This window comes from Nocardioides sp. L-11A, from assembly GCA_029961745.1.
In the GTDB taxonomy this organism is placed as follows: Bacteria; Actinomycetota; Actinomycetes; order Propionibacteriales; family Nocardioidaceae; genus Nocardioides.
Genome location: CP124680.1, coordinates 4519312 through 4541977, shown reverse-complemented (window position 1 = coordinate 4541977; position 22666 = coordinate 4519312). Strand labels below are relative to the sequence as shown.

Below are 22666 nucleotides of genomic sequence, written 5' to 3'. Positions count from 1 at the left end.
CGTGCCCGATGCAGTCATCGTCTCCGCCGCCCGGTCGCCGATCGGCCGCGCCTACAAGGGCTCGCTGCGCGACATGCGGCCCGACGACCTCGCCGCGCAGATGGTCGACGCCGCGCTGGCGTCCGTCCCCGAGCTGGACCGGAGCCTGGTCGAGGACCTGCTGGTCGGCTGCGCCCAGCCCGCCGGCGAGCAGGGCTACAACATCGGTCGGATGGTCGCGCTCCGCCTCGGCCTCGACGGCGTGCCGGGCGCCACTGTGCACCGCTACTGCGCCTCGTCGCTGCAGGCGACCCGGATGGCGCTGCACGCCATCCGCGCCGGAGAGGGCGACGTCTTCGTCGCCGCCGGGGTCGAGTGCGTCTCCCGCTTCGAGCGCGGCAAGGCCGACGGCATGCCCGAGACCCGCAACCCGCTGTACGCCGACGCGGCTGCCCGGGCGGCGGCCCGCGCCGCCGCCCGCGATCCGTGGGCCGACCCGCGTGCGAGCGGCGAGCTGCCGGACATCTACCTCGCCATGGGCGAGACCGCGGAGAACGTCGCGTCGTACCGCGGCGTCTCGCGGGCCGCGCAGGACGCGTACGCCGTGCGCAGCCAGAACCTCGCCGAGGCCGCCGCGCAGCGCGGCTTCTGGAAGACCGACATCACGCCCGTCACCCTGGCCGACGGCACCGTCGTCGACAGTGATGACGGCCCGCGTGCCGGCGTCACCCTGGAGAAGGTCGCCGCCATGCAGCCGGTGTTCCATCCCGAGGGCACCGTCACGGCCGCCAACTGCTGCCCGCTCAACGACGGCGCCGCCGCGCTCGTCGTCATGAGCGACACCCGGGCCGCCGAGCTCGGCATCACCCCGCTGGCCCGGGTCGTCGCGACCGGCGTCTCCGCGCTGAGCCCCGAGATCATGGGCCTCGGCCCGGTCGAGGCCAGCCGCCAGGCCGTCGCCCGCGCGGGTCTCTCCCTCGGCGACATCGACCTGGTCGAGATGAACGAGGCCTTCGCCGCCCAGGTGCTGCCCTGCATCGACGAGCTCGGCCTCGACCTGGACCGGGTCAACGTCAACGGCGGCGCGATCGCGCTCGGCCACCCGTTCGGCTCGACCGGCGCCCGGATGGCCACCACCCTGATCCACGGCCTCCAGGAGCGGGACGCGCAGTTCGGGCTCGAGACGATGTGCGCCGCCGGCGGGCAGGGCATGGCGATGGTGCTCGAGCGCCTGTCCTGACGCGATCGGGGCAGGCTCCGGTCGGCGTCGCACCGACCAGAATTGTCGCGGCCGACCTCCGGTGGCGACGGATCCAGTAGGTGCGTGGTGAGCGGGATCGACCTGGTCGCGGGTGGTTCCGATGCGCGCAGTAACACGCCGTCCACCTGACTGACGGCCAGCCTGTCAGCACGACACGCCGTCGCCACGCCGTCGCCACTGCTGACAACCGCGGGGGAGTCGGGCGGACGGCGTGTTACAGCGCGTCCCTGGCCGGACCTACGCGGCGTTACTTGTTCGCTTTACGCCCTCGGCTCGTGATCGGCGCTCCTTCGTCGCGCGATCGCTCGCCTCGCAGAGAGCGAACAAGTGACCCGCCCCGGCTGCGCGGTCAGAGCGGACTCACCTGCGAGGGCAGGTCACTTGTTCGCTTTACGCGCTCGGCTCGTGATCTTCGCCCGCTCGTTGGCGTCGAGGACCACCTTGCGGATCCGGACGGTCTCGGGCGTGATCTCCACGCACTCGTCCTCACGGCAGAACTCCAGGCACTGCTCCAGCGACAGCTTCTTCGGCGGGATGAGCTTCTCGAAGTTGTCGGAGGTCGCGGAGCGGATGTTGGTCTGCTGCTTCTCCTTGGTGATGTTGACGTCCATGTCGTCGGCGCGGGAGTTCTCGCCGATGATCATGCCCTCGTAGACCTCGGTCGCCGGCTCGACGAACATCACGCCGCGCTCCTGCAGCGACGTCATGGCGTACGCCGTCGCGGCACCCGATCGGTCCGCGACGAGCGAGCCGGAGTTGCGGGAGCGGATCTCGCCGGCCCAGGGGAAGTACCCCTCGGAGATGTGGTGGGCGATGCCGGTGCCGCGGGTCTCGGTGAGGAAGTCGGTGCGGAAGCCGATCAGGCCGCGGGCGGGGACCACGAACTCCATCCGCACCCAGCCGGTGCCGTGGTTGGTCATCCCCTCCATCCGACCCTTGCGGTTGGCCAGCAGCTCGGTGATCGTGCCCAGGAACTCCTCGGGCGCGTCGATGGTGAGCCGCTCGAAGGGCTCGTGGAGCTTGCCGTCGACCTCGCGGGTGACCACCTGCGGCTTGCCGACGGTGAGTTCGTAGCCCTCGCGGCGCATCTGCTCGACCAGGATGGCCAGCGCCAGCTCGCCGCGCCCCTGGACCTCCCAGGCGTCGGGGCGCTCGGTGGGCAGGACCCGGAGCGAGACGTTGCCGACCAGCTCGGCGTCGAGGCGGTCCTTGACCAGGCGGGCGGTGACCTTGTGGCCCTTGCCGCCCTTGCCGACCAGCGGCGAGGTGTTGGTGCCGATGGTCATCGAGATGGCCGGCTCGTCGACGTGGATGAGCGGCAGGGCGACCGGGTTCTCCGGGTCGGCGAGGGTCTCGCCGATGGTGATCTCCGGGATGCCCGCGACCGCGACGATGTCACCGGGGCCGGCGGACTCGCCGGGCTTGCGCTCGAGGCCCTCGGTGACGAGGAGCTCGGTGACCTTGACGTTCTTGACGCCGCCGTCGCGGCGCATCCAGGCGACCTGCTGGCCCTTCTTCAAGGTGCCCTGCTTGATCCGCAGCAGCGCGAGGCGGCCGAGGAAGGGGGAGGCGTCGAGGTTGGTGACGTGGGCCTGCAGCGGCGCGCCCTCGTCGTACTCCGGGGCGGGGATGGTCTCCAGGATCGTGCGGAACAGCGGCTCCAGGCCGTCGCCGTCGGGGAGCGTGCCGTTCTCCGGCTTCTCCAGCGAAGCGATGCCGGCCTTGCCGGAGGCGTAGACGACCGGGAAGTCGAGCGCGTCCTGCGAGTGCGACTCGTCGAGCAGGTCCATGAACAGCTCGTAGGTCTCGTCGACGACCTCGTCGATCCGGGCGTCGCCGCGGTCGGTCTTGTTGACCACCAGGATCACCGGCATGTCGGCGTTGAGCGCCTTGCGCAGCACGAACCGGGTCTGGGGGAGGGGGCCCTCGGAGGCGTCGACCAGCAGCACGATGCCGTCGACCATCGACAGGCCGCGCTCGACCTCGCCGCCGAAGTCGGCGTGACCGGGGGTGTCGATGATGTTGATCGTCATCTCGCCGCCGGCGAGCTCCTGCGCGGCCGGGCCCTTGTAGTGGACCGCGGTGTTCTTCGCGAGGATCGTGATGCCCTTCTCGCGTTCGAGGTCGCCCGAGTCCATCACCCGCTCGGCGACGCCCTCGGCCTGGTGGGCGCTGAAGGCGCCGGCCTGGTGCAGCATCGCGTCGACGAGGGTCGTCTTGCCGTGGTCGACGTGGGCGACGATGGCGACGTTGCGGAGATCGGTACGACGAGTCTGGGACACGAACGACCAGCCTACTGGCGCGGGACCTCCCGGCTCGCATCGTCGCTGTGCCCGCCCGGCGCACCGGGCGGGCACAGCGGCGCGATCAGTTGGCTCCGAGCGACGCGGAGACCGTCGCGGACGCGACCTGCGTCGCGATGATCTGGTTGTCGGGACCGAGACGGACCTGACTGTCCGGCGGGGTCAGCACGCGCAGCGTGATCGTGGCGGGACTGCTGAGCGTGACGACGCTCATGTTCGTGCAGGCATAGCCGCCCATGACGCCCGGCAGCGACTGGTACACGCTGTCGAGCACCTTCGTGCCCTGGCTGAGCTGGCACTGGACCAGCCTCTGGGAGCCGGAGACGTCGTCGAGGGAGACGCGCGACATGAGGGTGAAGGTGCCGGCGGGCAGCGAGAGGGTCTTGACGTCGACGGTCGTGTTCGCCGGCTGGGCGAGGGCGCCGTCGATGCGGCGTACCGCATAGGCATTGCCCTTGGACTGGGCGTTGGCCTGGATCTCGGCCAAGGCGGCGGGGTCGATGTCCTTGGTCTTGATCGTGGCGTTCTTGATGTTCTTGCTCGTCACGGTGTTCTTCGCGATCTGCTTGCCGGTGATGCTGCCGGCCGCGAAGGCGGTGCCGCCGACGGCGAGGGTGACGATCACCAGCGCCGCGATGATCGGTGCGGAGGCGATGTTCTTGAGGAGGGAGCGGAGTTTCATGGGGACACCGTGGTGGGCAGTGCCTCGGACGTCAATGCCCACGAGCCCTAGACTCGGCCCCATGCAGACCATCGGCCTTGTCGGCGGCATGTCCTGGGAGAGCAGCGCGGCGTACTACGAGGCGCTGAACCGTGGGGTCGAGGAGCGGCTCGGCGGGCTCCACTCGGCGGCGACGGTGATGGCGTCGGTCGACTTCGCCACGGTCACCGAGCTGCAGGAGGCCGAGGACTGGGACGGCGTCGCGGTCATCCTGCGCTCCGCCGCCCAGTCCGTCGAGCGGGCCGGCGCCGACTTCCTCATGCTCTGCACGACGACCTTCCACCGGGTCGCCGAGCAGGTCCAGGACGCCGTCTCCATCCCGCTGCTGCACCTCGGCGACGTCGTCGCGGAGGCGTGCAAGGCCGAGGGCGTCGAGAACGTCGCCCTGCTCGGCACGAAGTTCGCGATGTCGCGCACCTTCTTCACCGACCGGATCGCGAGCCACGGCCTCGGCGTCCTGGTCCCCGACGCGGCCCACCACGACGAGCTCAACCGGATCATCTACGACGAGCTGGTGCACGGGAAGGTCGTCGACGACTCCCGCCGCGCCGTCGTCGGCATGATCAGCGAGCTGTGGGACGCCGGCGCCGGCGGTGTCATCCTCGGCTGCTCCGAGCTCGAGCTGCTCATCCGGCAGGCCGACTCCGAGATCCCCGTCTTCCCGTGCACCACGCTGCACGTCGCCGCGGCGCTCGACCGCGCGCTGGGCTGAGGCCGGCCGGCTGCAGGAACAACCGGTCGACCGGTTGTTCCCGCGCTTGTCGGGCGTTGCAACGCCCGACAAGTGCAGGAAATGCCCGTCCAGTGTGACCAGTGTGACCGGAATGGCGCGCCGCGAGACGATCGATTCCCGCGGAGCGTGCGAGACCCGGGAATCACTCGTCTAGGACGCGGTGTGCACCATCCGCCGGCCGCGCAGCTCGTCGAGGAAGGCCACGATGTCGTCGCGACAGGCCTCGGCGCTGACGTCGTAGTCCGCGGCGACGAGGGCACACAGCTCGCCGAGGTCGCGCGGCTGCTCGAGGTGGCGCCACAGGGCCGCGGCGACCCCCTTGACCGCGTAGTACTCGCCCTGGGCGAGTCCCATCATCACGAACTCCTCGCCCATCTCCACGGCCTGCAGGGCGGGGTCACGCACCCACCGTTCGGGTCGCTGTGCCGGTCGCATGCTGCTCCTCTCGGATGACGGGGCCCGGACGGGCTGCCCGGGCGATGTGGTCCAGGATCGCGTCGGCCGAGGACGCGACCGAGTCGACGCCGCGCGGGCGCTCGACGCGCGCGAGGCCGGCGACCCGGGCCAGGGCGGCGCTGCGCGCCAGGTGGGTACGCCGCAGCCCGCCGACCAGGATCTCGTTGCGGTAGCTGTGCTCGTGCAGGACGGCGAAGCCCGCAGCCCCCGTGACGGGTACGACCCGCAGCGGGCCCTCGTGCCTGTCCAGGACGTAGATCCATTGGACGGGCACCGGCCCCGGCGCGGCGGCGCGCTCCAGCGGCACGTGGTACTTGTCGAAGCCCGCGCCCACCCGGTCCAGCCCGGACGAGGGCAGGCCGAGCCGGTCGAGGGCGTCCTGCCAGAGCTTGATCCGGGGCCAGCCGGGGAGGGCCCGCCCGGCCGCGTCCACCGGTACGACGTCGTCGCTGAGGACGACATGCCCGCGGCGGTGCATCTCGGCGGCCAGGGTCGACTTGCCGGCGCCGGAGTGGCCGAGGACGACCGCGCAGGCGCCGTCGACGACGAAGGCGTTGCCGTGCAGGACGAGCAGGCCGCGCTGGGTCAGCAGGACGCCGAGCGCGGAGCCGAGGAGGAACAGCCGCAGCGCGTCGGTCGAGGCGCCCGGCGCCGGCTCGACGGTGATCCGGGTGCCCCGCTCGCAGAGGTAGCGGCCGACCTCGGGGACGTCGAGGCCGATCCGGTCGCCGTCGGCCCAGAAGCCGTGCGGGAGCGCGAGGGCGTCCGGCGCCGGAGGGCGCACGGGGCCCAGCCGCACCACGACGTCCGCCCGTGCCGGGAGCCCGGGCGCAGGGGGCAGCTCGGGCAGCAGGAGCTCGCTGTCGATGCGGAGTCCGTAGCCGGCGTACATGGTCGGGAGGAGGGGAGGAGGCTCAGGGCTGCCAGCTGAAGGCCCCGACGGGGGTCCAGGCCCGGGTGGAGCCACCGGTGACGGTGACCGGCTCGCCGGCCGCGGGGCCGACGGTGACCCAGGCGTGGGCCCGCAGCTCGCCGGCGTCATCCCGACGCAGACCGAACACCACCGTGTGCGGCACCCGTGCGCCGCGCAGCAGGATGCGCGCGGTCAGGGCCTGCGGGTAGCAGTCGGACGTCCAGGGAGTCCGTCCGGCGGCCTGCCCGACGACCCGTGCGACCGCCCGGGCGCGCGCGACCTGACGTGCGCTCGCACCCGGAGGCGCCGGGGCCCCGGATCCGCCCGGTGCGACCGGCTCGCCGAGGAGGCGACGTACCGCACCGAACGGCAGGACGACCGTCAGCAGCCGGGTGGCGCCCAGCAGGCACCACGCGGCGGCCACGGCGAGTCTGAACCTCGCAGAGGTCAGCTGCCGAGCCCGAGAGTGATGTCGATGTCGATATCGATGTCCTGGGTCGCCGTGAGGCTCAGGGTCTCCAGGGTCGGGGGGACGTAGGTCAGCTTCATAGGAGCTCCATTGGGTGCAGGACGGAGAGGAGGGAGTGCCTCCGTCGACGGTGCAACGCGGATACCCGCGCGCAGGACACGGCCTCGCCCCCGCTTCACCCGATTTTTAACCTTCCCGGCGTTCCCGTTCCTCCGACGCCGGGGCCCGCCGCGTGCCACGCTCGCGCGGTGAGCGCCGACGTCCTCGACCTGCTCTGCCGGCTGGTGCGCAGCGCGCTCGCCGCCGAGGAGGGGCACGCCGTCGTCCCGGTGCGCGTCCCGACGGGGACGGAGCGCGACCTGCTGGACGGGGTACGCCGCCACCGGGTGCCGGAGCTGCTCCGCGCCCACGCGGACGAGCTCGGCCTGTCCGGCGGGACCGCCCGGGTGCTGGCCGCGATGGTCGAGGGCGCGCGGCAGCGCCGAATGGTGCACACCCTGGAGACGGTGCGCGCCTGGCAGCTCCTCGACGCGGCCGGCATCGAGGCCCTGGTGTTCAAGGGCATCCCCTTGGCGGTGCTCACCACGGGCCGGCCCGACGCCCGCGGCGCGGGCGACATCGACCTGCTGGTCCGCCCCGGGGCGGCCGCGGCCGCACACCGGCTGCTGAGCACGTCCGGATGGGCCCTGCACGAGGACTGCCGGATCGAGCCGGGCATGTGGGCCTGGCGCCACGTCCTGCGCTGGGGCCACACGCTGACCTACCTGGGCGCCGGCGCCGACGTCGACCTGCACTGGCGGCTCGACGCCATGCCGGGCGCCCAGCCGGACCCGGCGGAGCTGCTGGCGCGCCGTACGACGGTCGAGGTCGGCGGCGTCGCGGTGCCGACCCTCGCCCCGGCCGATGCCCTCCGTCACCTGGCCGGACATCGCGAGGGTTGGATCTGGCTGCGCACCCTGGTCGACCTGCGCCGCCTGGCCCGCGACCCGGAGGTGTTCGCGCAGGAGCTGCCGGCGCCCGCGCTCGCCTCGCTCGCCGCGGCCCGCGCGACCGTCGGACTGCCGGACACGGTGCCCGCGTGGGTGCTCGCCGCGCTGGACCGGGTGCCGGAGGCCGTGGTGGCCCGCGCTCGGGCCGGCCATCGGCTGCCCGTGGCGGCCTGGGGCGGCGCGAGCACCGCTCGCGACTTCCGCAACGGGCTGACCGCCACGCGGAGGCCACGCGATCTCCAGCAGCTCGCTGTCGGCCTCGTGCTGCCGGCGCACGCCGCGCTGCCGGTCCGCTCGGCCACCGCCTGGGGCGGCGTGCCACGCGCCTTCGCCCTGCGCGCCCAGCGCCTGGTGCGCCGCTGACCGGACCGGTCCTGGTCGGGCGCGGACCCGGATCAGACCCGGTGCACCTTGTGGGTCGCGGCCTGGGCGCGGGGCTTGATCACCAGCTCGTCGATGTTGACGTGCGCCGGGCGGGTGGCAACCCAGGTGATGGCGTCGGCCACGTCGTCGGCCACCAGCGGGTCGGGGACCCCCGCATAGACCGCGTCCGCGCGCGCCTGATCTCCCCCGAAGCGGGTGAGCGAGAACTCCTCGGTGCGCACCAGTCCCGGTGCCACCTCGCACACCCGCACCGGCTGGTCGAAGAGCTCCAGGCGCAGCGTCTCGGTGACGACCTTGGTGCCGTGCTTGGCGGCCGTGTAGCCGGCGCCGCCCTCGTAGGCGCCCCGTCCCGCGATCGAGCCGACGTTGACGATGACGCCCGCTCCGCTCGCGACCAGGGCGGGCAACAGCGCCTGGGTGACGCGCATCAGGCCGAGCACGTTGACGTCGTACATCCGGCGCCACTCGTCGGCGTCCGCCTCGGCCACGGGCGCGAGCCCGAAGGCGCCGCCGGCGTTGTTGACCAGGACGTCGAGGCGCGGCCCGACCGCGGCGGCGAGTGTCGCGACCGACGCCTCCGTGGTGACGTCGCACACGACCGCCCGGCCGCCGATCTCGGCGGCGAGCGCCTCGATCCGGTCGGCGCGACGGGCCGCGCAGACGACCTCGAAGCCCTCCCGGGCGAGATGGCGCGCGGTGGCGGCGCCGATGCCGCTGGACGCCCCGGTGACGACGGCGATGCGGGTGCTCATGGACCCCATCTTCGTGGATCGGGAATGCCGGGCACACTGGCAGGGTTGACCGATCGACCGGCAATGGGTTCAGACAGCGGGAGGTGCGATGGGGGAGTCGATCGGTCGGGTCGCCATGGTCAGCCTGCACACGTCCCCGCTCGACCAGCCCGGCACCGGTGACGCGGGCGGGATGAACGTCTACGTCATCGAGCTCGCCCGGCGCCTCGCCGACTGCGGCATCGAGGTCGACATCTTCACCCGCGCGACCAGCTCGCGCCTGGACCCTGTGGTCCCCGTCCGCGACGGCGTCACCGTGCACAACGTGCACGCCGGGCCCTTCGAGGGGCTGACCAAGGACCAGCTCCCCGGCCAGCTCTGTGTCTTCGCCCGCGAGGTGCTGCGCGCCGAGGCCGCCCACCCGGCCGGCCACTTCGACGTCGTCCACTCCCACTACTGGCTCTCCGGCCAGGTCGGCGCGCTGGCCCGCGACCGCTGGGGCGTGCCGCTCGTCCACTCCATGCACACCATGGCGAAGGTCAAGAACGAGGCGCTGGCCGCCGGCGACACCCCCGAGCCGCAGGCCCGGGTCATCGGCGAGGAGCAGGTGGTCGAGGCCGCCGACGTGCTCATCGCCAACACCGACCTCGAGGCCAAGCAGCTGATCAACCTGTACGACGCCGACCCGGGCCGGGTCGAGGTGGTCCACCCGGGTGTCGACACCGAGGTGTTCTGCTCGCTGACGCCCGCCGAGCGGGCCCGCGCGCGCCGCGAGCGCGACCTCGCCGACGACGCGCTGGTCCTGCTCTTCGCGGGCCGGATCCAGCCGCTGAAGGCCCCCGACGTACTGCTGCGCGCCGTCGCCGAGCTGCTCGCCCGGCGCCCCGACCTGCGCCCGCGCCTGGTCGTCCCGGTCGTCGGCGGACCGTCCGGGAGCGGCCTGGAGCGGCCCGCCGCGCTCGCCAACCTGGCCGCCGAGCTCCACATCGACGACGTGGTCCGCTTCGTGCCGCCCGTGCCCCAGCACGAGCTCGCCGACTGGTACGCCGCCGCGACCCTCGTCGCCGTCCCGTCCTACAACGAGTCCTTCGGCCTGGTCGCCGCGGAGGCCCAGGCGTCCGGAGCCCCGGTCGTCGCCGCGGCTGTCGGCGGACTGACCACCGTCGTCCGCGACGGCCACAGCGGCCTGCTCGTCGACACCCACGAGCCGCACGACTGGGCCGTCGCCCTGGAGCGGGTGGTGGCCGACCCGGCCTACCGCGACCGGCTCGCCGCCGGCGCGCTCGAGCAGGCGCGGCGGTTCTCGTGGGAGGCCACCGCCGCCCATACGGTGGAGGTCTACGAGCGCGCCCACGCGCTCCTGCGGCAGGAGGCGCGCGTCGGATGACCCACCCCGACCCGAACGGCCCGGCGGACGTCGTCCGCGCGTGGTTGGCCGACAACGAGATCGCCTTCGAGGAGACCGAGGACGGCACGTTCAGCTTCGCGCTCCCGGGGGAGAAGAAGCTGCAGACGCCGGTCCGCCTCGACCTGGGGCCCCACGCGCTGGGCGTGCACGCGTTCGTGTGCCGGCGGCCCGACGAGGAGTTCGAGCGGGTCTACCGCTGGCTGCTCGAGCGCAACATGAGGATGTACGCCGTCGCGTTCGGCATCGACCACCACGGCGACATCTACCTCGACGCCCGGCTGCCGCTGTCGTCGGTCACCCCCGACGACCTCGACCGGCTGCTGGGCTCGGTGCTGGAGTACGCCGACTCCGCCTTCAACACCATCCTCGAGCTCGGCTTCGAGTCGTCCATCCGCAAGGAGTGGGCCTGGCGGATCGAGCGCGGCGAGTCGACCGCCAACCTGGAGGCGTTCCGGGGCTGGCTGGAGGCCGACGCCCCGGAGTGAATGTCGGCGGCCCGGCCTACGGTCGGGGCATGACGAGCATCGCCGACCGCCGCGCCGCGTTCCGTGCTCTCCACGAGCGCGGCTGCTTCCTGCTGCCCAACCCCTGGGACCGCGGGTCCGCCCGCTATCTCGAGCACCGGGGCTTCGCCGCGCTGGCGACCACCAGCTCCGGCGCGGCGTGGAGCCGCGGCCGGCCCGACGGCTCCGCGACCCGCGACGAGACGCTCGACCACCTCGCCGACATCGTCGGTGCCACGAGCCTGCCGGTGAACGCCGACTTCGAGAACGGCTATGGCGACACCGCGGCCGAGGTCGCGGTGAGCGTGGCCCTCGCTGTCGAGACCGGTGTCGCGGGTCTGTCGGTGGAGGACGCGCTCGACGGCGAGCCCTACGCCCTCGACGTGGCCACCGAGCGCATCACCGCCGCCCGGGAGGCCATCGACGCCAGTGGCCACGACGTCCTGCTGGTCGGACGGTCCGAGGGCTTCATCATCGGCCGGCCCGACCTCGCCGAGGTGCTCGACCGGCTGCGCGCCTACGCCGCCGCCGGGGCCGACTGCCTCTACGCGCCCGGCATCAGCGCGCCGGAGGACATCGCGGCCGTCGTCGCGGCCGTGGCGCCCACGCCGGTCAACCTGCTCGTCGGCGGCCCGAGTCGGCTCACGCTGACGCAGATCGCCGACCTCGGCGTACGCCGGGTCAGCGTGGGCGGCGCGCTCGCCCGCGCCGCCTGGGGCGGGTTCGAGCGGGCCGCCGACGCCCTCGTCGAGGGGCGCTTCGACGGATTCGACGGATCCGCGGCCGGTGCCGACCTCAACGCCCTGTTCCGCGACGGGCCGGAGGCGGACCAGCAGCGCTGATCCGCCTCCGGTGTCCCCGGTGAATCGGTGAAGACAGGTTCAGCGGCGTACCCGCCACTTCACCAGCGCCGGCGTGGTCTCGACCTGGCCGGAGGTCCCGACCGAGCGGACCCGGACCTTGTGCTTGCCGGGCTTCAGCTTCTTGACCCGCAGCGGCGACGAGCAGGCCCTCCACGCCTTCGCGTCGACCTTGCACTGGAAGCTCACGTCGCCCTTGTCGGCGGTGAAGCCGATGGTCGCCCTGCGCTTCGTGGTGTTCTTCCTCGGCTTGCTCGTGATGGTCGTGTTGCCGGGCGCGTCGGTCCTGATGACCAGGTCGACGCTCGTGATGAAGCCACCGTCCGGGCTGCCGTCGTCGGTCACGAAGAGCCGCCAGGTGCCGTTCGGGGAGCTGCCGTTGAAGGCGCTGAGCGTCGCGCCGTACGGCGCGGCGGGCGCGGGTGGGGTGAAGGCCTCGGTGTTGTCGTTGTTGGTCGGTCGGTACGTCCCGCTCGGGCACGGCCCGGCCGTCGGCAACGCCGGCCCGGAGTCGTCGAAGCGCCAGTCGACGTCGTCGACGTCGCCGGTGCCGCAGGTGTCGGACACGAGCAGCGTGCTGACCCCGGTCGGGCCGACCAGCAGGATGTCGAGGTCGGTCGGCCAGGTGTGGCTGACGCCGCTGAGGCGGACGTCGAGATCGGTGATGGCGCCGGCCTCGCCGTCGACGGCCAGTTGGTACGGGTAGGGCACGGCGTTGCCGGTGATCGGCACGTCGACCACCGAGGACGCGGTCGTGATCCGCACCGAGAACCCGCCGCTGATCGTGCCGATGTCGCCGCCCGCGTCATCGACGACGTAGAGCGTCCACGAGCCCACCGGGTTGCGGCCGTCGAACGCGGACAGCGACGACGCCACGGTGAGGCCGGCCGGGGTGTTGTCGCCCTCCGCCACGTTCGTGGGACGGAACGAGCCGCTGCCGCATCCCGAGCCCGGCAGGCCGGCGGCGGCCTCGTCGTCGAAGGTGAACGTGCCGTTGATCGGCACGCCGCCACAGGCATCGGACATCAGCTTGACGGCCTGGTTGCCGTCACCGGGCGCCCGGAGGTAGATGTCCAGGTCGGCGGCGAAGGTGTGCGACAGGTTGGTCAGGACGACGTCGACGTCGGTGATGGCGCCGCCGAACGGCGAGACCGACACCGACCTCGTGACGGTGGCGGCGTCGGCGATCGCGATCGCCGCGCTGTTGGTGAAGGTCCCGGATGCTGCCTGGGCGGGACTTGTGGTGGTGAGGCCGGCGAGGCCTCCGAGAGTGATGACACCTGCGGTCATCAGCGCGAGACGGCGCATGGCTGAGCCTTTCGGAGGGGGTGAGGTGCTGACCTACTCCAGACCCGCGAACCCCCGGCGGTGATACGGCGACCTTCGCCGGATGTCGCTCACCCGCCCGCGTGGAGCCGGCTCGCCTGTCGCGTGAGATGGTCCCGCTCGGCGACATTGGTCGCCCGCTCGGCCGCGACCCGGTAGTGCCGGGCCGCCTCCTCTCGGTGGCCCGCCCGCTCGTGCAGCCACGCCGCGACGGCATCGCGCCGGGGCAGGTCCTCGGGGAGCCCCTCGACCTGGCGCAGCCCCGCCAGCGGTCCGTCGACCTCGCCGACCGCGACCGCGCGGTTGAGCGCGACCACGGGGGTGGGGACGAGCCGGATCAGCTCGTCGTACCACTCGAGGATCTGTGGCCAGTCGGTCTCCTCCGCGCTCGCGGCGTCGTCGTGGAGGGCGGCGATGGCCGCCTGCGCCTGGTACTCACCGACGGCGTCGCGCGCGAGCGCGGCCTGCAGCACGCGGACCCCGTCGGCGATCATCGCGGAGTCCCACAGCGAGCGCTCCTGCTCGGCGAGCGGCACCAGCGCCCCCGATCCGGTACGCCGGGCGCGGCGGCGTGCGTGGTGCAGCAGCATGAGCGCGAGCAGGCCGTCGACCTCGGGGTCGTCGGTCGCGGCGGCGAGCTGCCGGGTCAGCCGGATCGCCTCGTCGGCCAGGTCGACGGTGCCGGTGAAGCCCTCGTTGAACATCAGGTAGAGCACGCGCAGCACCGCGCCGACCTCGCCCGGCCGGTCGAAGCGCTCGCCGCTGACCGTGCGCTTGGCGCGGGTGATCCGCTGCGCCATGGTCGCCTCGGGGACGAGGAAGGCCGCCGCGATCTGGGCGGTGGTGAGGCCGCCGACCGCGCGCAGGGTCAGCGCGATCGCCGAGGCCGGGGTGAGCGCCGGGTGACAGCAGCGGCTCAACAGCAGCAGGGTGTCGTCCTCCTGCTCCGACGGTCCGGGCTCGGGCTCCAGCTGCACCCGCAGCTCACGCCGCTCCCGCGCGTACGCCGAGCGCTGGGCGTCGACCAGCTTGCGCCCGGCGACCGTGATCAGCCAGGCCCGCGGGTTGTCGGGCCGGGTGTCCGGCCAGTGCCGCAGCGCCTCGATCAGCGCCTCCTGGACGGCGTCCTCGGCCGCCGCGAAGTCGGCTCCGCGGCGGACGAGGACACCGAGGACCTGCGGCGTCAGGTCGCGCAGGTCCACGCCCAGGTCGGTCATTCCGTGACGACCGGCGGCTCGCCGTAGAACGGGCGGACCTCGATCCACTCGTGGATCGGCCGCCCGCCCGGGCCCGGCGCCGACGACAGCCGGGCCGCGGCCTCGTAGGCCCGCTCCTGGCTGTCGACGTCGATGACCATCCAGCCGGCGATCAGGTCCTTGGTCTCGGCGAACGGGCCGTCGGTGACGGGCGGGCGGCCCTCGCCGTCGTACCGCACGAAGGTGCCCTCGGGGGACAGGGCCTGCTCGTCGACGAACTCGCCGCGCTCGCGCAGCTCGTCGGCGACCTGGCGCATGAAGTCGATGTGCGCGGTGACCTCCTCCGGCGTCCACCGGTCCATCGGGACGAGGTCGTCCTTGGCGATCGCGTGGTCGCCGCGGTAGTGCTTGAGCAAGAGGTACTTCGCCATGATCGATCTCCTCAGGTCCGAGACGGCCATCCTGCCGCCTTCACCCTGGGGACGGAGCCGCCGACGCCTTCTCGACATCGGCAGCTGACGATTATCCGAAGAGCTTCTGGATCCGGGTGATCCCCTCGTGGAGCGCGTCGTCGCCGAGGGCGTAGGAGAACCGGAGGTAGCCGGGCGCGCCGAAGGCCTCGCCCGGGACGGCGGCGACGTCGGCCTGGTCGAGGATGTAGGAGGCGAGCTCGGAGGAGGTCGCGATCTCCACGCCGCGGTGGCTCCGGCCCAGCAGGCCCTTGACCGACGGGAAGGCGTAGAAGGCGCCCTGCGGCTCGGGGCACACGACGCCCGGGACGTCGTTGAGCAGGTCGACGATGGCCCGGCGCCGGCGCTCGAAGGCGGACTTCATCTCGGCGACGGCCTCGAGGCCGCCGTCGAGCGCCGCGGCGGCGGCGACCTGGCTGACATTGCCCACGTTGGAGGTCGCGTGGGACTGCAGGTTCGACGCCGCGGCCACGATGTCGCTGGGCCCGACGATCCAGCCGACCCGCCAGCCGGTCATGGCGTAGGTCTTCGCGACGCCGTTGACGACGATGCAGCGCTCGCGCAGCTCGGGACACACGGCGGGCAGGGAGGCGGTGGCGAGACCGTCGTACACGAGGTGCTCGTAGATCTCGTCGGTCACCACCCACAGGCCGTGCTCGACGGCCCAGGCGCCGATCGCGGTGATCTCCTCGACCGTGAAGACGGCGCCGGTCGGGTTCGACGGCGAGGTGAGCAGGAGCGCCTTGGTGCGCGCGGTCCGGGCACGCTCCAGCTGCTCGACGGTGACCTTGAAGTCCTGGGTCTCGTCGGCGAACACCTCCACGGGCACGCCGCCCGCCAGGCCGATGGCCTCGGGGTAGGTCGTCCAGTAGGGCGTGGGCAGCAGCACCTCGTCGCCGGGGTCGAGCAGCGTGGCGAAGGCGCCGTAGACCGCGTGCTTGCCGCCGTTGGTGACCAGGACCTGGCTCGCCTCGATCTCGTACGCCGAGTCGCGCCGGGTCTTGCGCACGATCGCGTCCTTGAGCTCGGGGAGCCCGCTCGCCGGCGTGTAGCGGTGGAACCGGGGCTCCCGGCAGGCGGCCACGGCGGCCTCGACGATGGGGGCGGGTGTCGGGAAGTCGGGCTCGCCGGCACCGAAGCCGATGACCGGCCGGCCCTCGGCGCGCAGGGCCTTGGCCCGGGCGTCGACCTTGAGGGTGGCGGACTCCGCGATGGCGCGGACGCGGGCGGAGATCCGGGGGCGCTCCAGGGTCATGGCCGCCAGCCTAGGGCGTCACCTCACAAAACTGAACCATCGGTTCATTTTGGTGAGGTGACGCTGGACCGGCCGGCCCGAGCAGGCGGTGGTCAATCCGGCCGGGCCTATTGACACGGGCGGTGGGCCAGATCACTATTTCGGATCAACGGTTTATCTAATGAACCAGCGGCCGCAATCGGGCGTGGTTGCCTGGTCGAGTTGAAAGGTGAGGCGATGGCGCGATTTTCGCACGCACTCCGGCGCAGCGCGGTGCTCGTCGGCCTGTGCGTCGGCGCACTGGTGATCAGTGCCTGTGGCGGGCTGTCCGGCAGCAGCGACACGGACGGCGACAAGACCCAGGTCCTCCGGATCGGCATGGCCTCTGACGCACAGAGCCTCGATCCGCCGAACTTCGTCCTCGCGGGCGACTTCACCCGGGACAACCTCGTCTACGAGACCCTGGTGAAGCTGACCAACAGCGGCGGCTTCGAGCCAGGTCTGGCCACCTCGTGGGAGCAGGCGTCCCCGACGGAGTGGGACTTCACCCTGCGCGAGGGCGTGAAGTTCCACGACGGCACGGACTTCGACAGCGCGGCGGTCAAGCAGAGCCTGGAGCGGGCCGCGACCCAGTCGCAGGGCAAGGGCTTCCTCGGTGTCATCAAGGAGGTGCAGACCCCCGACCCGATGACGGCGCGGATCGTGCTGACCAAGCCGTTCTCGAGCATCCTGAACAACCTGACGGTCCTCGTCGCGGCCATCATCAGCCCCAAGGCGCTGGCCGAGAAGGACGACAAGCAGCTGGCCAAGGAGCCGGTCGGCACGGGGCCGTTCACCTTCGTGGAGTGGGTGCCCGACACCACGATGTCCTTCGAGGTCAACCCCGACTACTGGGGCGCCAAGCCGAAGCTGGACAAGGTCGAGTTCGTCCCGATCCCGGAGGCCAGCACCCGCTTCAGCGCGCTGCAGGCCGGTGACATCGACGTGATCGAGAACCCCCCGCCGGACCAGCTCAAGGACCTCGGCGGCGACTTCTACGCCATCACCGAGCCGAAGGCCCGCCCGATCTTCCTCGGCTTCAACTTGGAGACGGTCCCCAACCCCCTGGTCCGCAAGGCCGTCGCGCACGCGATCGACCGGGGCGCGATCGTCGACGACGTCCTCGAGGGAGTCGGCAACGCCGCCGACGAGGGCCTGGTCTCGCCGGAGTTCTTGAAGAACGACCCGCCGATCAAGCTCGACTACGACCCGGAGGAGGCCAAGCGCCTGCTCGCCGAGGCCGGGGAGCCGAACCCGCAGATCACGCTCACCCTGCCGTCGGCGCGCTATCTCAAGGACAAGGAGATCGGCGAGGTCGTCCAGCAGCAGCTCGCCGAGGTGGGCATCGACCTCAAGCTCGACGTCCAGGAGGCGGGCACCTGGTACCAGTCCCTGCTCGACCACAAGACCGAGATGTACTACCTCGGCTGGGGCATGAGCTCCGGTGACCCGGGAGACATGCTGGTCCGCGTGTTCCGCAGCGACGCCGTCAACAACATGTCGCAGTTCAAGGACCCGGCGGTCGACCAGGAGATCGACTCGCTCGCGACCCTCGAGGTGGGCAGCGACGAGCGGAACCAGGTGATGCAGGACGTCCAGCGCCAACTGGTCGAGGACGACGCCGTGATCATCCCGATCTACCACATGGTGAACTCCTTCGCCGCCCGCAAGGGGGTCGAGAACTTCCACACCACGACCTCCGAGCTCATCGACCTGAGCGGTACGACGGTCGACTGAGCGGGTGGGGTGCCGGCCTCAGCCGGCACCCCACCCCGCTCCACCCCACGCAGGTCCCTCCCGCAAGCGCACGAGAAAGAGAAGCGAATGGTCTCCCCCCAGCCGTCCCGAGCACAGGTCGTGATCATCGGCGGCGGCATCATCGGTACGAGCGTCGCCTACCACCTGACCAAGCTCGGCGTCACCGACGTGGTGGTGCTCGAGCAGGGCAAGCTGTCGGGAGGGACGACCTGGCACGCCGCCGGCCTGGTGGGTCAGCTCCGCCCGACCGACGCGATGACGAAGCTCATCCAGTACTCGACGCAGCTCTACGCGACGCTCGAGGAGGAGACCGGGCTCGGCACCGGATGGAAGCGCTGCGGCAGCCTGTCGGTGGCCCGGACCGAGGAGCGGATGACGTCGCTGCTCCGCACCCAGGCGACGGCGCGGGCCTTCGGCGTCGAGGCGCACCGGCTGACGCCGGAGGAGGCGGGCGCGAAGTGGCCCCTCATGCGCACCGACGACCTGGTCGGCGCGGTCTGGCTGCCGGGCGACGGCAAGGCCAATCCGACCGACCTCACCCAGGCCCTGGCCCGGGGCGCCCGCAGCCGCGGCGCCGTGGTGTGCGAGGAGACCCAGGTGGTCGGCATGGACCTGCACGAGGGCCGGATCACCACCGTGCACACGCAGCACGGCCCGATCGAGTGCGAGACCGTGGTCAACTGCGCCGGCCAGTGGGCGGCGCAGGTCGGCGCCATGGCCGGCGTCCGGGTGCCGTTGCACTCGGTGGAGCACTTCTACATCGTCACCGACCCGATCGAGGGCGTGCACCGCGACCTGCCCGTGATGCGGGACCAGGACGGCTACATCTACTTCAAGGAGGAGGTCGGCGGCCTGGTGATGGGCGGCTTCGAGCCGGACGCCAAGCCGTGGGTCGGTCCCCACGAGATCCCCGACCCCTTCGTCTTCCAGCTGCTCGACGAGGACTGGGACCAGTTCGAGATCCTGATGGAGAACGCCATCACCCGCGTCCCGGCCCTGGAGCGGGCGGGGGTCAAGAAGTTCTACAACGGTCCCGAGAGCTTCACCCCGGACAACAACTTCATCATGGGCGAGTCCCTCGAGGTCCCGAACATGTACGTCCTCGCCGGCTTCAACTCCACCGGCATCGCCTCCGCGGGCGGCGCCGGCATGGCGATGGCGGAGTGGATCGTGGCCGGGGAGCCGGACCGCGACCTGTGGCCCGTGGACATCCGCCGCTTCGCGCCCTTCAACAGCAACGAGTCCTGGCTGCGCGAGCGGACCAAGGAGACCCTCGGCCTGCACTATGCGATCCCGTGGCCGAACCGCGAGCCGGAGACCGGTCGTCCGCTGCGGCGCTCGCCGATCCACCACCTGCTCGACGAGCAGGGGGCCGTGATGGGCAGCCGCAACGGCTGGGAGCGGCCCAACTGGTTCGCGCCCGAGGGCACGCCCCGCGTCACCGAGTACTCCTTCGGGCACCAGAACTGGCGCCCGCTGGTGGACGCCGAGCACCGCGCCACCCGCGACGGGGTCGCTCTCCTCGACCAGACCGCGTTCGCGAAGTTCCTGGTGCGCGGCCCCGGGGCGGAGGACGCGCTGCAGTACATCTGCGCCAACGACATGGCGGTCGCGCCCGGGACCACCGTCTACACCGGCATCCTCAACGACCGAGGCGGCTACGAGTCGGATGTGACGGTGACCCGGACCGGACCGGAGGAGTACCTCCTGGTGACCGGATCCGCACAGGCCGCCCGCGACGAGCACTACCTCAACCGGCACCTGCCCACCGGCTCGCGGACCGAGATCGTCGACGTGACGTCGTCGTACGCCGTCCTCGGGATCATGGGCCCGCAGTCGCGGACCCTGCTCTCGCGGCTCACCCGGAGCGACCTCGGCAACGAGGCGTTCCCCTTCTACACGAGCCAGCGCATCGACATCGGGCCGGTGCCCGTGCGAGCCACCCGGGTGTCGTACGTCGGCGACCTCGGCTGGGAGCTCTACATCCCCACGGAGTACGCCGTCACGGCCTATGAGCGTCTCGTCGACGCGGGCGCCGACCTCGGCCTCACCGCGGTGGGCCACTACGCCGTCGACGCGATGCGCATCGAGAAGGGCTACCGGGCCTGGGGACGCGAGCTCACCCCGGATCGCACGCCCGTCGAGGCCGGGATGACCTTCACCTGCAAGCTGGCCGGCGGGATCGACTTCCGCGGCCGCGAGGCCGTCGAGAAGGCCAAGCAGGCCGGGCCGCGCAGCCGCCTGGTGTCGCTGACGGTCGACTCCCCGGAGGCCGTGCTGTGGGGCGGAGAGCTCCTGCTGCGCGACGGCGAGCCTCGCGGTTTCGTCACCTCGGCGGCGTACAGCGCCGTCCTCGGCCGGTTCGCCGCGATGGCGTACGTCGAGCCGGAGGTCGAGGTCGCCGATGCAGCCTACGTGCGCGCGGGCCGCTACCAGGTCGAGGCGGCCGGCGTCGTCTTCGACGCCGAGGTCGGTCTCAAGGCCCCGTTCGACCCGACCGGCTCGCGGCTGAAGGGCTGAGGGCGATGAGCGAGAGCAACCTGACCGCGCCGCAGCGCACGGCTGCCCCGGCCTCCGACGAGATCGTCGTCTCCCTGTCCTGCGTGGACCGTCCCGGCATCGTGCGGGCGGTGGTGGACTTCTTCTACCGCCACGGCTGCGACATCGTCGAGAGCAATCAGTTCGGCGACACCGGCTCGGGACAGTTCTTCATGCGGGTGCAGATGCGGACCTCCGAGCAGACCCCGGTCCTCGCCGACCTGGACGACGCCTTCGCCGATGTCGCCGCGGAGTTCGGCATGGACTATCGGCTCGCCGAGATCAGCCGGCCGATGCGGGTGCTGATCATGGTCTCGAAGTTCGACCACTGCCTGCAGGACCTGCTCTACCGCTGGTCCAGCGGGCTGTTGCCGATCGACATCCCGGTGATCGTGTCCAACCACCCCGACCTGGAGCCGATCGCGGCCTGGTACGGCATCGAGTTCGTCCACATCCCGGTGACCCGCGAGACCAAGCCCGAGGCCGAGGCGGCCCTGCTCGAGCTCGTCGACCGCCACGACGTCGACCTGGTCGTGCTCGCCCGCTACATGCAGATCCTGTCGACCGAGCTGTGCAAGGAGCTCGACGGCCGGGCGATCAACATCCACCACTCCTTCCTGCCGAGCTTCAAGGGCGCCAACCCGTACCGGCAGGCGCACGACCGCGGCGTCAAGCTGGTCGGCGCCACCGCCCACTACGTCACCTCCGACCTCGACGAGGGCCCGATCATCGAGCAGAACGTCGCTCGCGTCGATCACCAGGCATCGGTCCAGGACCTGGTGGCGCTGGGCCGGGACACCGAGGCGCACACCCTCGCCCGGGCCGTCCTGTGGCACGTGCAGCACCGGGTCCTGCTCAACGGGCACCGGACCATCGTCTTCCGCTGAGCCCACGCCGAGAGAGGGAACCACGTGAGCACCGACCGCGAGCCCCAGCTGCTCGCCACCGTCCGGACCGACCTGTACATCGCGGGAGAGTGGCGCGGCGCCGGCTCCGGCGCGACCTTCGGCGTCGAGGACCCGGCGACCGAGCGGGTCCTCGCCCAGGTCGCCGACGCCACCCCCGAGGACGGCGCGGCCGCGCTGGACGCCGCCCAGCGCGCCCAGGAGGCCTGGGGCCGGACGCCACCGCGGGAGCGCGGGGAGCTGCTCCGGCTCGCCTACCAGCGGACCATGGAGCGGGCAGACGACTTCGCGCTGCTGATGAGCCTGGAGATGGGCAAGCCGCTCGCCGAGGCCCTGGGCGAGGTGCGCTACGCGGCCGAGTTCCTGCGCTGGTTCTCCGAGGAGGCGGTGCGCATCGACGGCCGCTACGTGTCGGCCCCCGACGGTCGCAGCCGGCTCCTGGTGCACCACCGGCCGGTCGGACCGTGCCTGTTCGTCACGCCGTGGAACTTCCCGCTGGCGATGGTCACCCGCAAGGTCGCTCCGGCGATCGCCGCGGGCTGCACCATGGTCATCAAGCCGCCGGCGCTGACGCCGCTGTCCACCCTGTTCTTCGCCCAACTGCTCGAGGAGTGCGGGCTGCCGGCGGGCGTGCTCAATGTCGTCCCGACCAGCCGCGCCGGCAGCGTCGTCGGCCCGCTGGTGGCCGACCCCCGGCTGCGCAAGCTGTCCTTCACCGGATCCACGGAGGTCGGGCGCCGGCTGCTGCGTGACGCCGCGGACCAGGTGCTGCGGACCTCGATGGAGCTGGGCGGGAACGCCCCGCTGCTGGTGTTCGAGGACGCCGACCTCGACGTCGCCGTCGAGGGCGCGCTCGCGGCGAAGCTGCGCAACATGGGCCAGGCCTGCACCGCCGCCAACCGGCTGCTGGTGCAGAGCACGGTGGCCGAGGAGTTCGCCGACCGGCTGGCCCGGCGGATGGCGGCGCTGCGCACCGGTCGCGGCACCGAGAGCGGCGTCGACATCGGTCCGCTGATCGACGAGCCCAGCCGCAAGAAGGTCCAGGAGCTGGTCGACGACGCCGTCGAGCGCGGCGCCCGGGTACTGACCGGTGGCAGCCCGCAGGACGGCGCCGGCCACTTCTACCCGCCGACCGTCCTGGTCGACGTACCCGCCGACGCGCGGATCCTGGCGGAGGAGATCTTCGGGCCGGTGGCGCCGATCGTGACCTTCGCCGACGAGGCCGAGGGCGTCGCGCTGGCCAACGCCACGGAGTACGGCCTGGCCGCCTACGCCTTCACCCGGGACGGCGCGCGGCAGCTCCGGCTCGCGGAGACCGTCGACGCGGGGATGCTCGGGATCAACCTGGGGGTCATCTCCAACGCCGCCGCGCCCTTCGGCGGCATCAAGCAGTCGGGACTGGGACGGGAGGGCGGCGCCGAGGGCATCCACGAGTACCTCGACGTCCGCTACGTCGGCATCGCCGACCCGTTCTCCGCCTGACCCCGCGC

The 22666-nt window shown here is 72.1% G+C and carries 20 protein-coding genes; 10 read left to right on the top strand and 10 right to left on the bottom strand.

The genetic code is table 11. The features are described 5' to 3' along the window. Position 1 precedes the first annotated feature (1 nt). Positions 2–1219 carry an acetyl-CoA C-acetyltransferase gene (locus tag QJ852_21835; protein ID WGX95782.1) on the top strand — a complete coding sequence of 406 codons (1218 nt, stop codon included), beginning with the start codon at positions 2–4 and terminating at the stop codon, positions 1217–1219. A gap of 398 nt (positions 1220–1617) precedes the next feature. Here the strand turns inward: QJ852_21835 and typA are convergent, their stop codons facing one another. Continuing rightward, positions 1618–3522, bottom strand: coding sequence for a translational GTPase TypA (gene typA, locus QJ852_21830; protein WGX95781.1), 1905 nt, complete (start codon positions 3520–3522; stop codon positions 1618–1620). 85 nt (positions 3523–3607) lie between these two features. Next, complete coding sequence (locus QJ852_21825; protein WGX95780.1) at positions 3608–4225, bottom strand: hypothetical protein; 618 nt, start codon at positions 4223–4225, stop codon at positions 3608–3610. 61 nt (positions 4226–4286) lie between these two features. On the opposite strand from QJ852_21825, the gene QJ852_21820 reads away from it, so the two are divergent. Beyond that, positions 4287–4976, top strand: coding sequence for an amino acid racemase (locus tag QJ852_21820; GenBank protein WGX95779.1), 690 nt, complete (start codon positions 4287–4289; stop codon positions 4974–4976). Between the two features lie 171 nt (positions 4977–5147). On the opposite strand, the gene QJ852_21815 is transcribed toward QJ852_21820, so the two are convergent. From QJ852_21815 to QJ852_21805, 3 genes are read right to left on the bottom strand one after another with little or no spacing between them, the layout of a single operon-like run. Continuing rightward, on the bottom strand, positions 5148–5402 hold the full coding sequence (locus QJ852_21815) for a PqqD family protein (GenBank protein ID WGX95778.1): 255 nt from the start codon (positions 5400–5402) through the stop codon (positions 5148–5150). Next, positions 5395–6345 (bottom strand): hypothetical protein, encoded by a 951-nt coding sequence (locus QJ852_21810; GenBank protein ID WGX95777.1) that lies wholly within the window; start codon positions 6343–6345, stop codon positions 5395–5397. The genes QJ852_21815 and QJ852_21810 overlap by 8 nt, the downstream gene beginning before the upstream one ends. Before the next feature lie 22 nt (positions 6346–6367). Beyond that, positions 6368–6790 (bottom strand): lasso peptide biosynthesis B2 protein, encoded by a 423-nt coding sequence (locus QJ852_21805; GenBank protein ID WGX95776.1) that lies wholly within the window; start codon positions 6788–6790, stop codon positions 6368–6370. Between the two features lie 293 nt (positions 6791–7083). On the opposite strand from QJ852_21805, the gene QJ852_21800 reads away from it, so the two are divergent. Next, positions 7084–8187 carry a nucleotidyltransferase family protein gene (locus tag QJ852_21800; protein WGX95775.1) on the top strand — a complete coding sequence of 368 codons (1104 nt, stop codon included), beginning with the start codon at positions 7084–7086 and terminating at the stop codon, positions 8185–8187. Between the two features lie 32 nt (positions 8188–8219). On the opposite strand, the gene QJ852_21795 is transcribed toward QJ852_21800, so the two are convergent. Continuing rightward, the gene (locus QJ852_21795) at positions 8220–8960 is read right to left on the bottom strand and encodes an SDR family NAD(P)-dependent oxidoreductase (protein ID WGX95774.1); all 741 of its coding nucleotides are present in this window, start codon (positions 8958–8960) and stop codon (positions 8220–8222) included. Between the two features lie 88 nt (positions 8961–9048). On the opposite strand from QJ852_21795, the gene mshA reads away from it, so the two are divergent. The 3 genes from mshA to QJ852_21780 are packed head-to-tail and all read left to right on the top strand — an operon-like array spanning position 9049 to position 11692. Continuing rightward, on the top strand, positions 9049–10326 hold the full coding sequence (mshA, locus tag QJ852_21790; protein WGX95773.1) for a D-inositol-3-phosphate glycosyltransferase: 1278 nt from the start codon (positions 9049–9051) through the stop codon (positions 10324–10326). Next, on the top strand, positions 10323–10832 hold the full coding sequence (locus QJ852_21785) for a YbjN domain-containing protein (GenBank protein WGX95772.1): 510 nt from the start codon (positions 10323–10325) through the stop codon (positions 10830–10832). The genes mshA and QJ852_21785 overlap by 4 nt, the downstream gene beginning before the upstream one ends. 29 nt (positions 10833–10861) lie before the next feature. Then, positions 10862–11692: an isocitrate lyase/phosphoenolpyruvate mutase family protein gene (locus tag QJ852_21780; GenBank protein ID WGX95771.1), complete on the top strand. Its 831-nt coding sequence runs from the start codon at positions 10862–10864 to the stop codon at positions 11690–11692. Between the two features lie 39 nt (positions 11693–11731). Here the strand turns inward: QJ852_21780 and QJ852_21775 are convergent, their stop codons facing one another. The 4 genes from QJ852_21775 to QJ852_21760 all read right to left on the bottom strand — a co-directional run bounded on the left by QJ852_21775 (position 11732) and on the right by QJ852_21760 (position 15957). Continuing rightward, on the bottom strand, positions 11732–13018 hold the full coding sequence (locus QJ852_21775; GenBank protein WGX95770.1) for a proprotein convertase P-domain-containing protein: 1287 nt from the start codon (positions 13016–13018) through the stop codon (positions 11732–11734). An 89-nt stretch (positions 13019–13107) separates the two neighbouring features. Next, positions 13108–14253 (bottom strand): sigma-70 family RNA polymerase sigma factor, encoded by a 1146-nt coding sequence (locus tag QJ852_21770; GenBank protein WGX95769.1) that lies wholly within the window; start codon positions 14251–14253, stop codon positions 13108–13110. Then, on the bottom strand, positions 14250–14663 hold the full coding sequence (locus QJ852_21765) for a YciI family protein (protein ID WGX95768.1): 414 nt from the start codon (positions 14661–14663) through the stop codon (positions 14250–14252). Before QJ852_21765 ends, QJ852_21770 begins: the two co-directional genes overlap by 4 nt. A 91-nt stretch (positions 14664–14754) precedes the next feature. Continuing rightward, positions 14755–15957 carry a pyridoxal phosphate-dependent aminotransferase gene (locus QJ852_21760; protein WGX95767.1) on the bottom strand — a complete coding sequence of 401 codons (1203 nt, stop codon included), beginning with the start codon at positions 15955–15957 and terminating at the stop codon, positions 14755–14757. Between the two features lie 216 nt (positions 15958–16173). Between QJ852_21760 and QJ852_21755 the strand changes: the two genes are divergently transcribed. The 4 genes from QJ852_21755 (at position 16174) to QJ852_21740 (ending at position 22658) form a co-directional block, all read left to right on the top strand. After that, positions 16174–17712 (top strand): ABC transporter substrate-binding protein, encoded by a 1539-nt coding sequence (locus QJ852_21755; GenBank protein WGX95766.1) that lies wholly within the window; start codon positions 16174–16176, stop codon positions 17710–17712. Positions 17713–17799: 87 nt separating this feature from the next. Next, a complete protein-coding gene (locus QJ852_21750; GenBank protein ID WGX95765.1) occupies positions 17800–20253 on the top strand; it encodes an FAD-dependent oxidoreductase in 2454 nt (817 codons plus the stop codon). 5 nt (positions 20254–20258) lie between these two features. Beyond that, positions 20259–21158 carry a formyltetrahydrofolate deformylase gene (purU, locus tag QJ852_21745; protein WGX95764.1) on the top strand — a complete coding sequence of 300 codons (900 nt, stop codon included), beginning with the start codon at positions 20259–20261 and terminating at the stop codon, positions 21156–21158. 24 nt (positions 21159–21182) lie between these two features. After that, on the top strand, positions 21183–22658 hold the full coding sequence (locus QJ852_21740) for an NAD-dependent succinate-semialdehyde dehydrogenase (GenBank protein ID WGX95763.1): 1476 nt from the start codon (positions 21183–21185) through the stop codon (positions 22656–22658). Positions 22659–22666 lie beyond the last annotated feature (8 nt).

What these genes read in the sequence shown, in the direction of transcription:
- QJ852_21825 (WGX95780.1), bottom strand. Translation starts at nt 4,225, where the DNA reads ATGAAACTCCGCTCCCTCCTCAAGAACATCGCCTCCGCACCGATCATC.
- QJ852_21820 (WGX95779.1), top strand. Translation starts at nt 4,287, where the DNA reads ATGCAGACCATCGGCCTTGTCGGCGGCATGTCCTGGGAGAGCAGCGCG.
- QJ852_21810 (WGX95777.1), bottom strand. Translation starts at nt 6,345, where the DNA reads ATGTACGCCGGCTACGGACTCCGCATCGACAGCGAGCTCCTGCTGCCC.
- QJ852_21795 (WGX95774.1), bottom strand. Translation starts at nt 8,960, where the DNA reads ATGAGCACCCGCATCGCCGTCGTCACCGGGGCGTCCAGCGGCATCGGC.
- mshA (WGX95773.1), top strand. Translation starts at nt 9,049, where the DNA reads ATGGGGGAGTCGATCGGTCGGGTCGCCATGGTCAGCCTGCACACGTCC.
- QJ852_21785 (WGX95772.1), top strand. Translation starts at nt 10,323, where the DNA reads ATGACCCACCCCGACCCGAACGGCCCGGCGGACGTCGTCCGCGCGTGG.
- QJ852_21780 (WGX95771.1), top strand. Translation starts at nt 10,862, where the DNA reads ATGACGAGCATCGCCGACCGCCGCGCCGCGTTCCGTGCTCTCCACGAG.
- QJ852_21775 (WGX95770.1), bottom strand. Translation starts at nt 13,018, where the DNA reads ATGCGCCGTCTCGCGCTGATGACCGCAGGTGTCATCACTCTCGGAGGC.
- QJ852_21770 (WGX95769.1), bottom strand. Translation starts at nt 14,253, where the DNA reads ATGACCGACCTGGGCGTGGACCTGCGCGACCTGACGCCGCAGGTCCTC.
- QJ852_21765 (WGX95768.1), bottom strand. Translation starts at nt 14,663, where the DNA reads ATGGCGAAGTACCTCTTGCTCAAGCACTACCGCGGCGACCACGCGATC.
- QJ852_21760 (WGX95767.1), bottom strand. Translation starts at nt 15,957, where the DNA reads ATGACCCTGGAGCGCCCCCGGATCTCCGCCCGCGTCCGCGCCATCGCG.
- QJ852_21755 (WGX95766.1), top strand. Translation starts at nt 16,174, where the DNA reads ATGGCGCGATTTTCGCACGCACTCCGGCGCAGCGCGGTGCTCGTCGGC.
- QJ852_21750 (WGX95765.1), top strand. Translation starts at nt 17,800, where the DNA reads ATGGTCTCCCCCCAGCCGTCCCGAGCACAGGTCGTGATCATCGGCGGC.
- purU (WGX95764.1), top strand. Translation starts at nt 20,259, where the DNA reads ATGAGCGAGAGCAACCTGACCGCGCCGCAGCGCACGGCTGCCCCGGCC.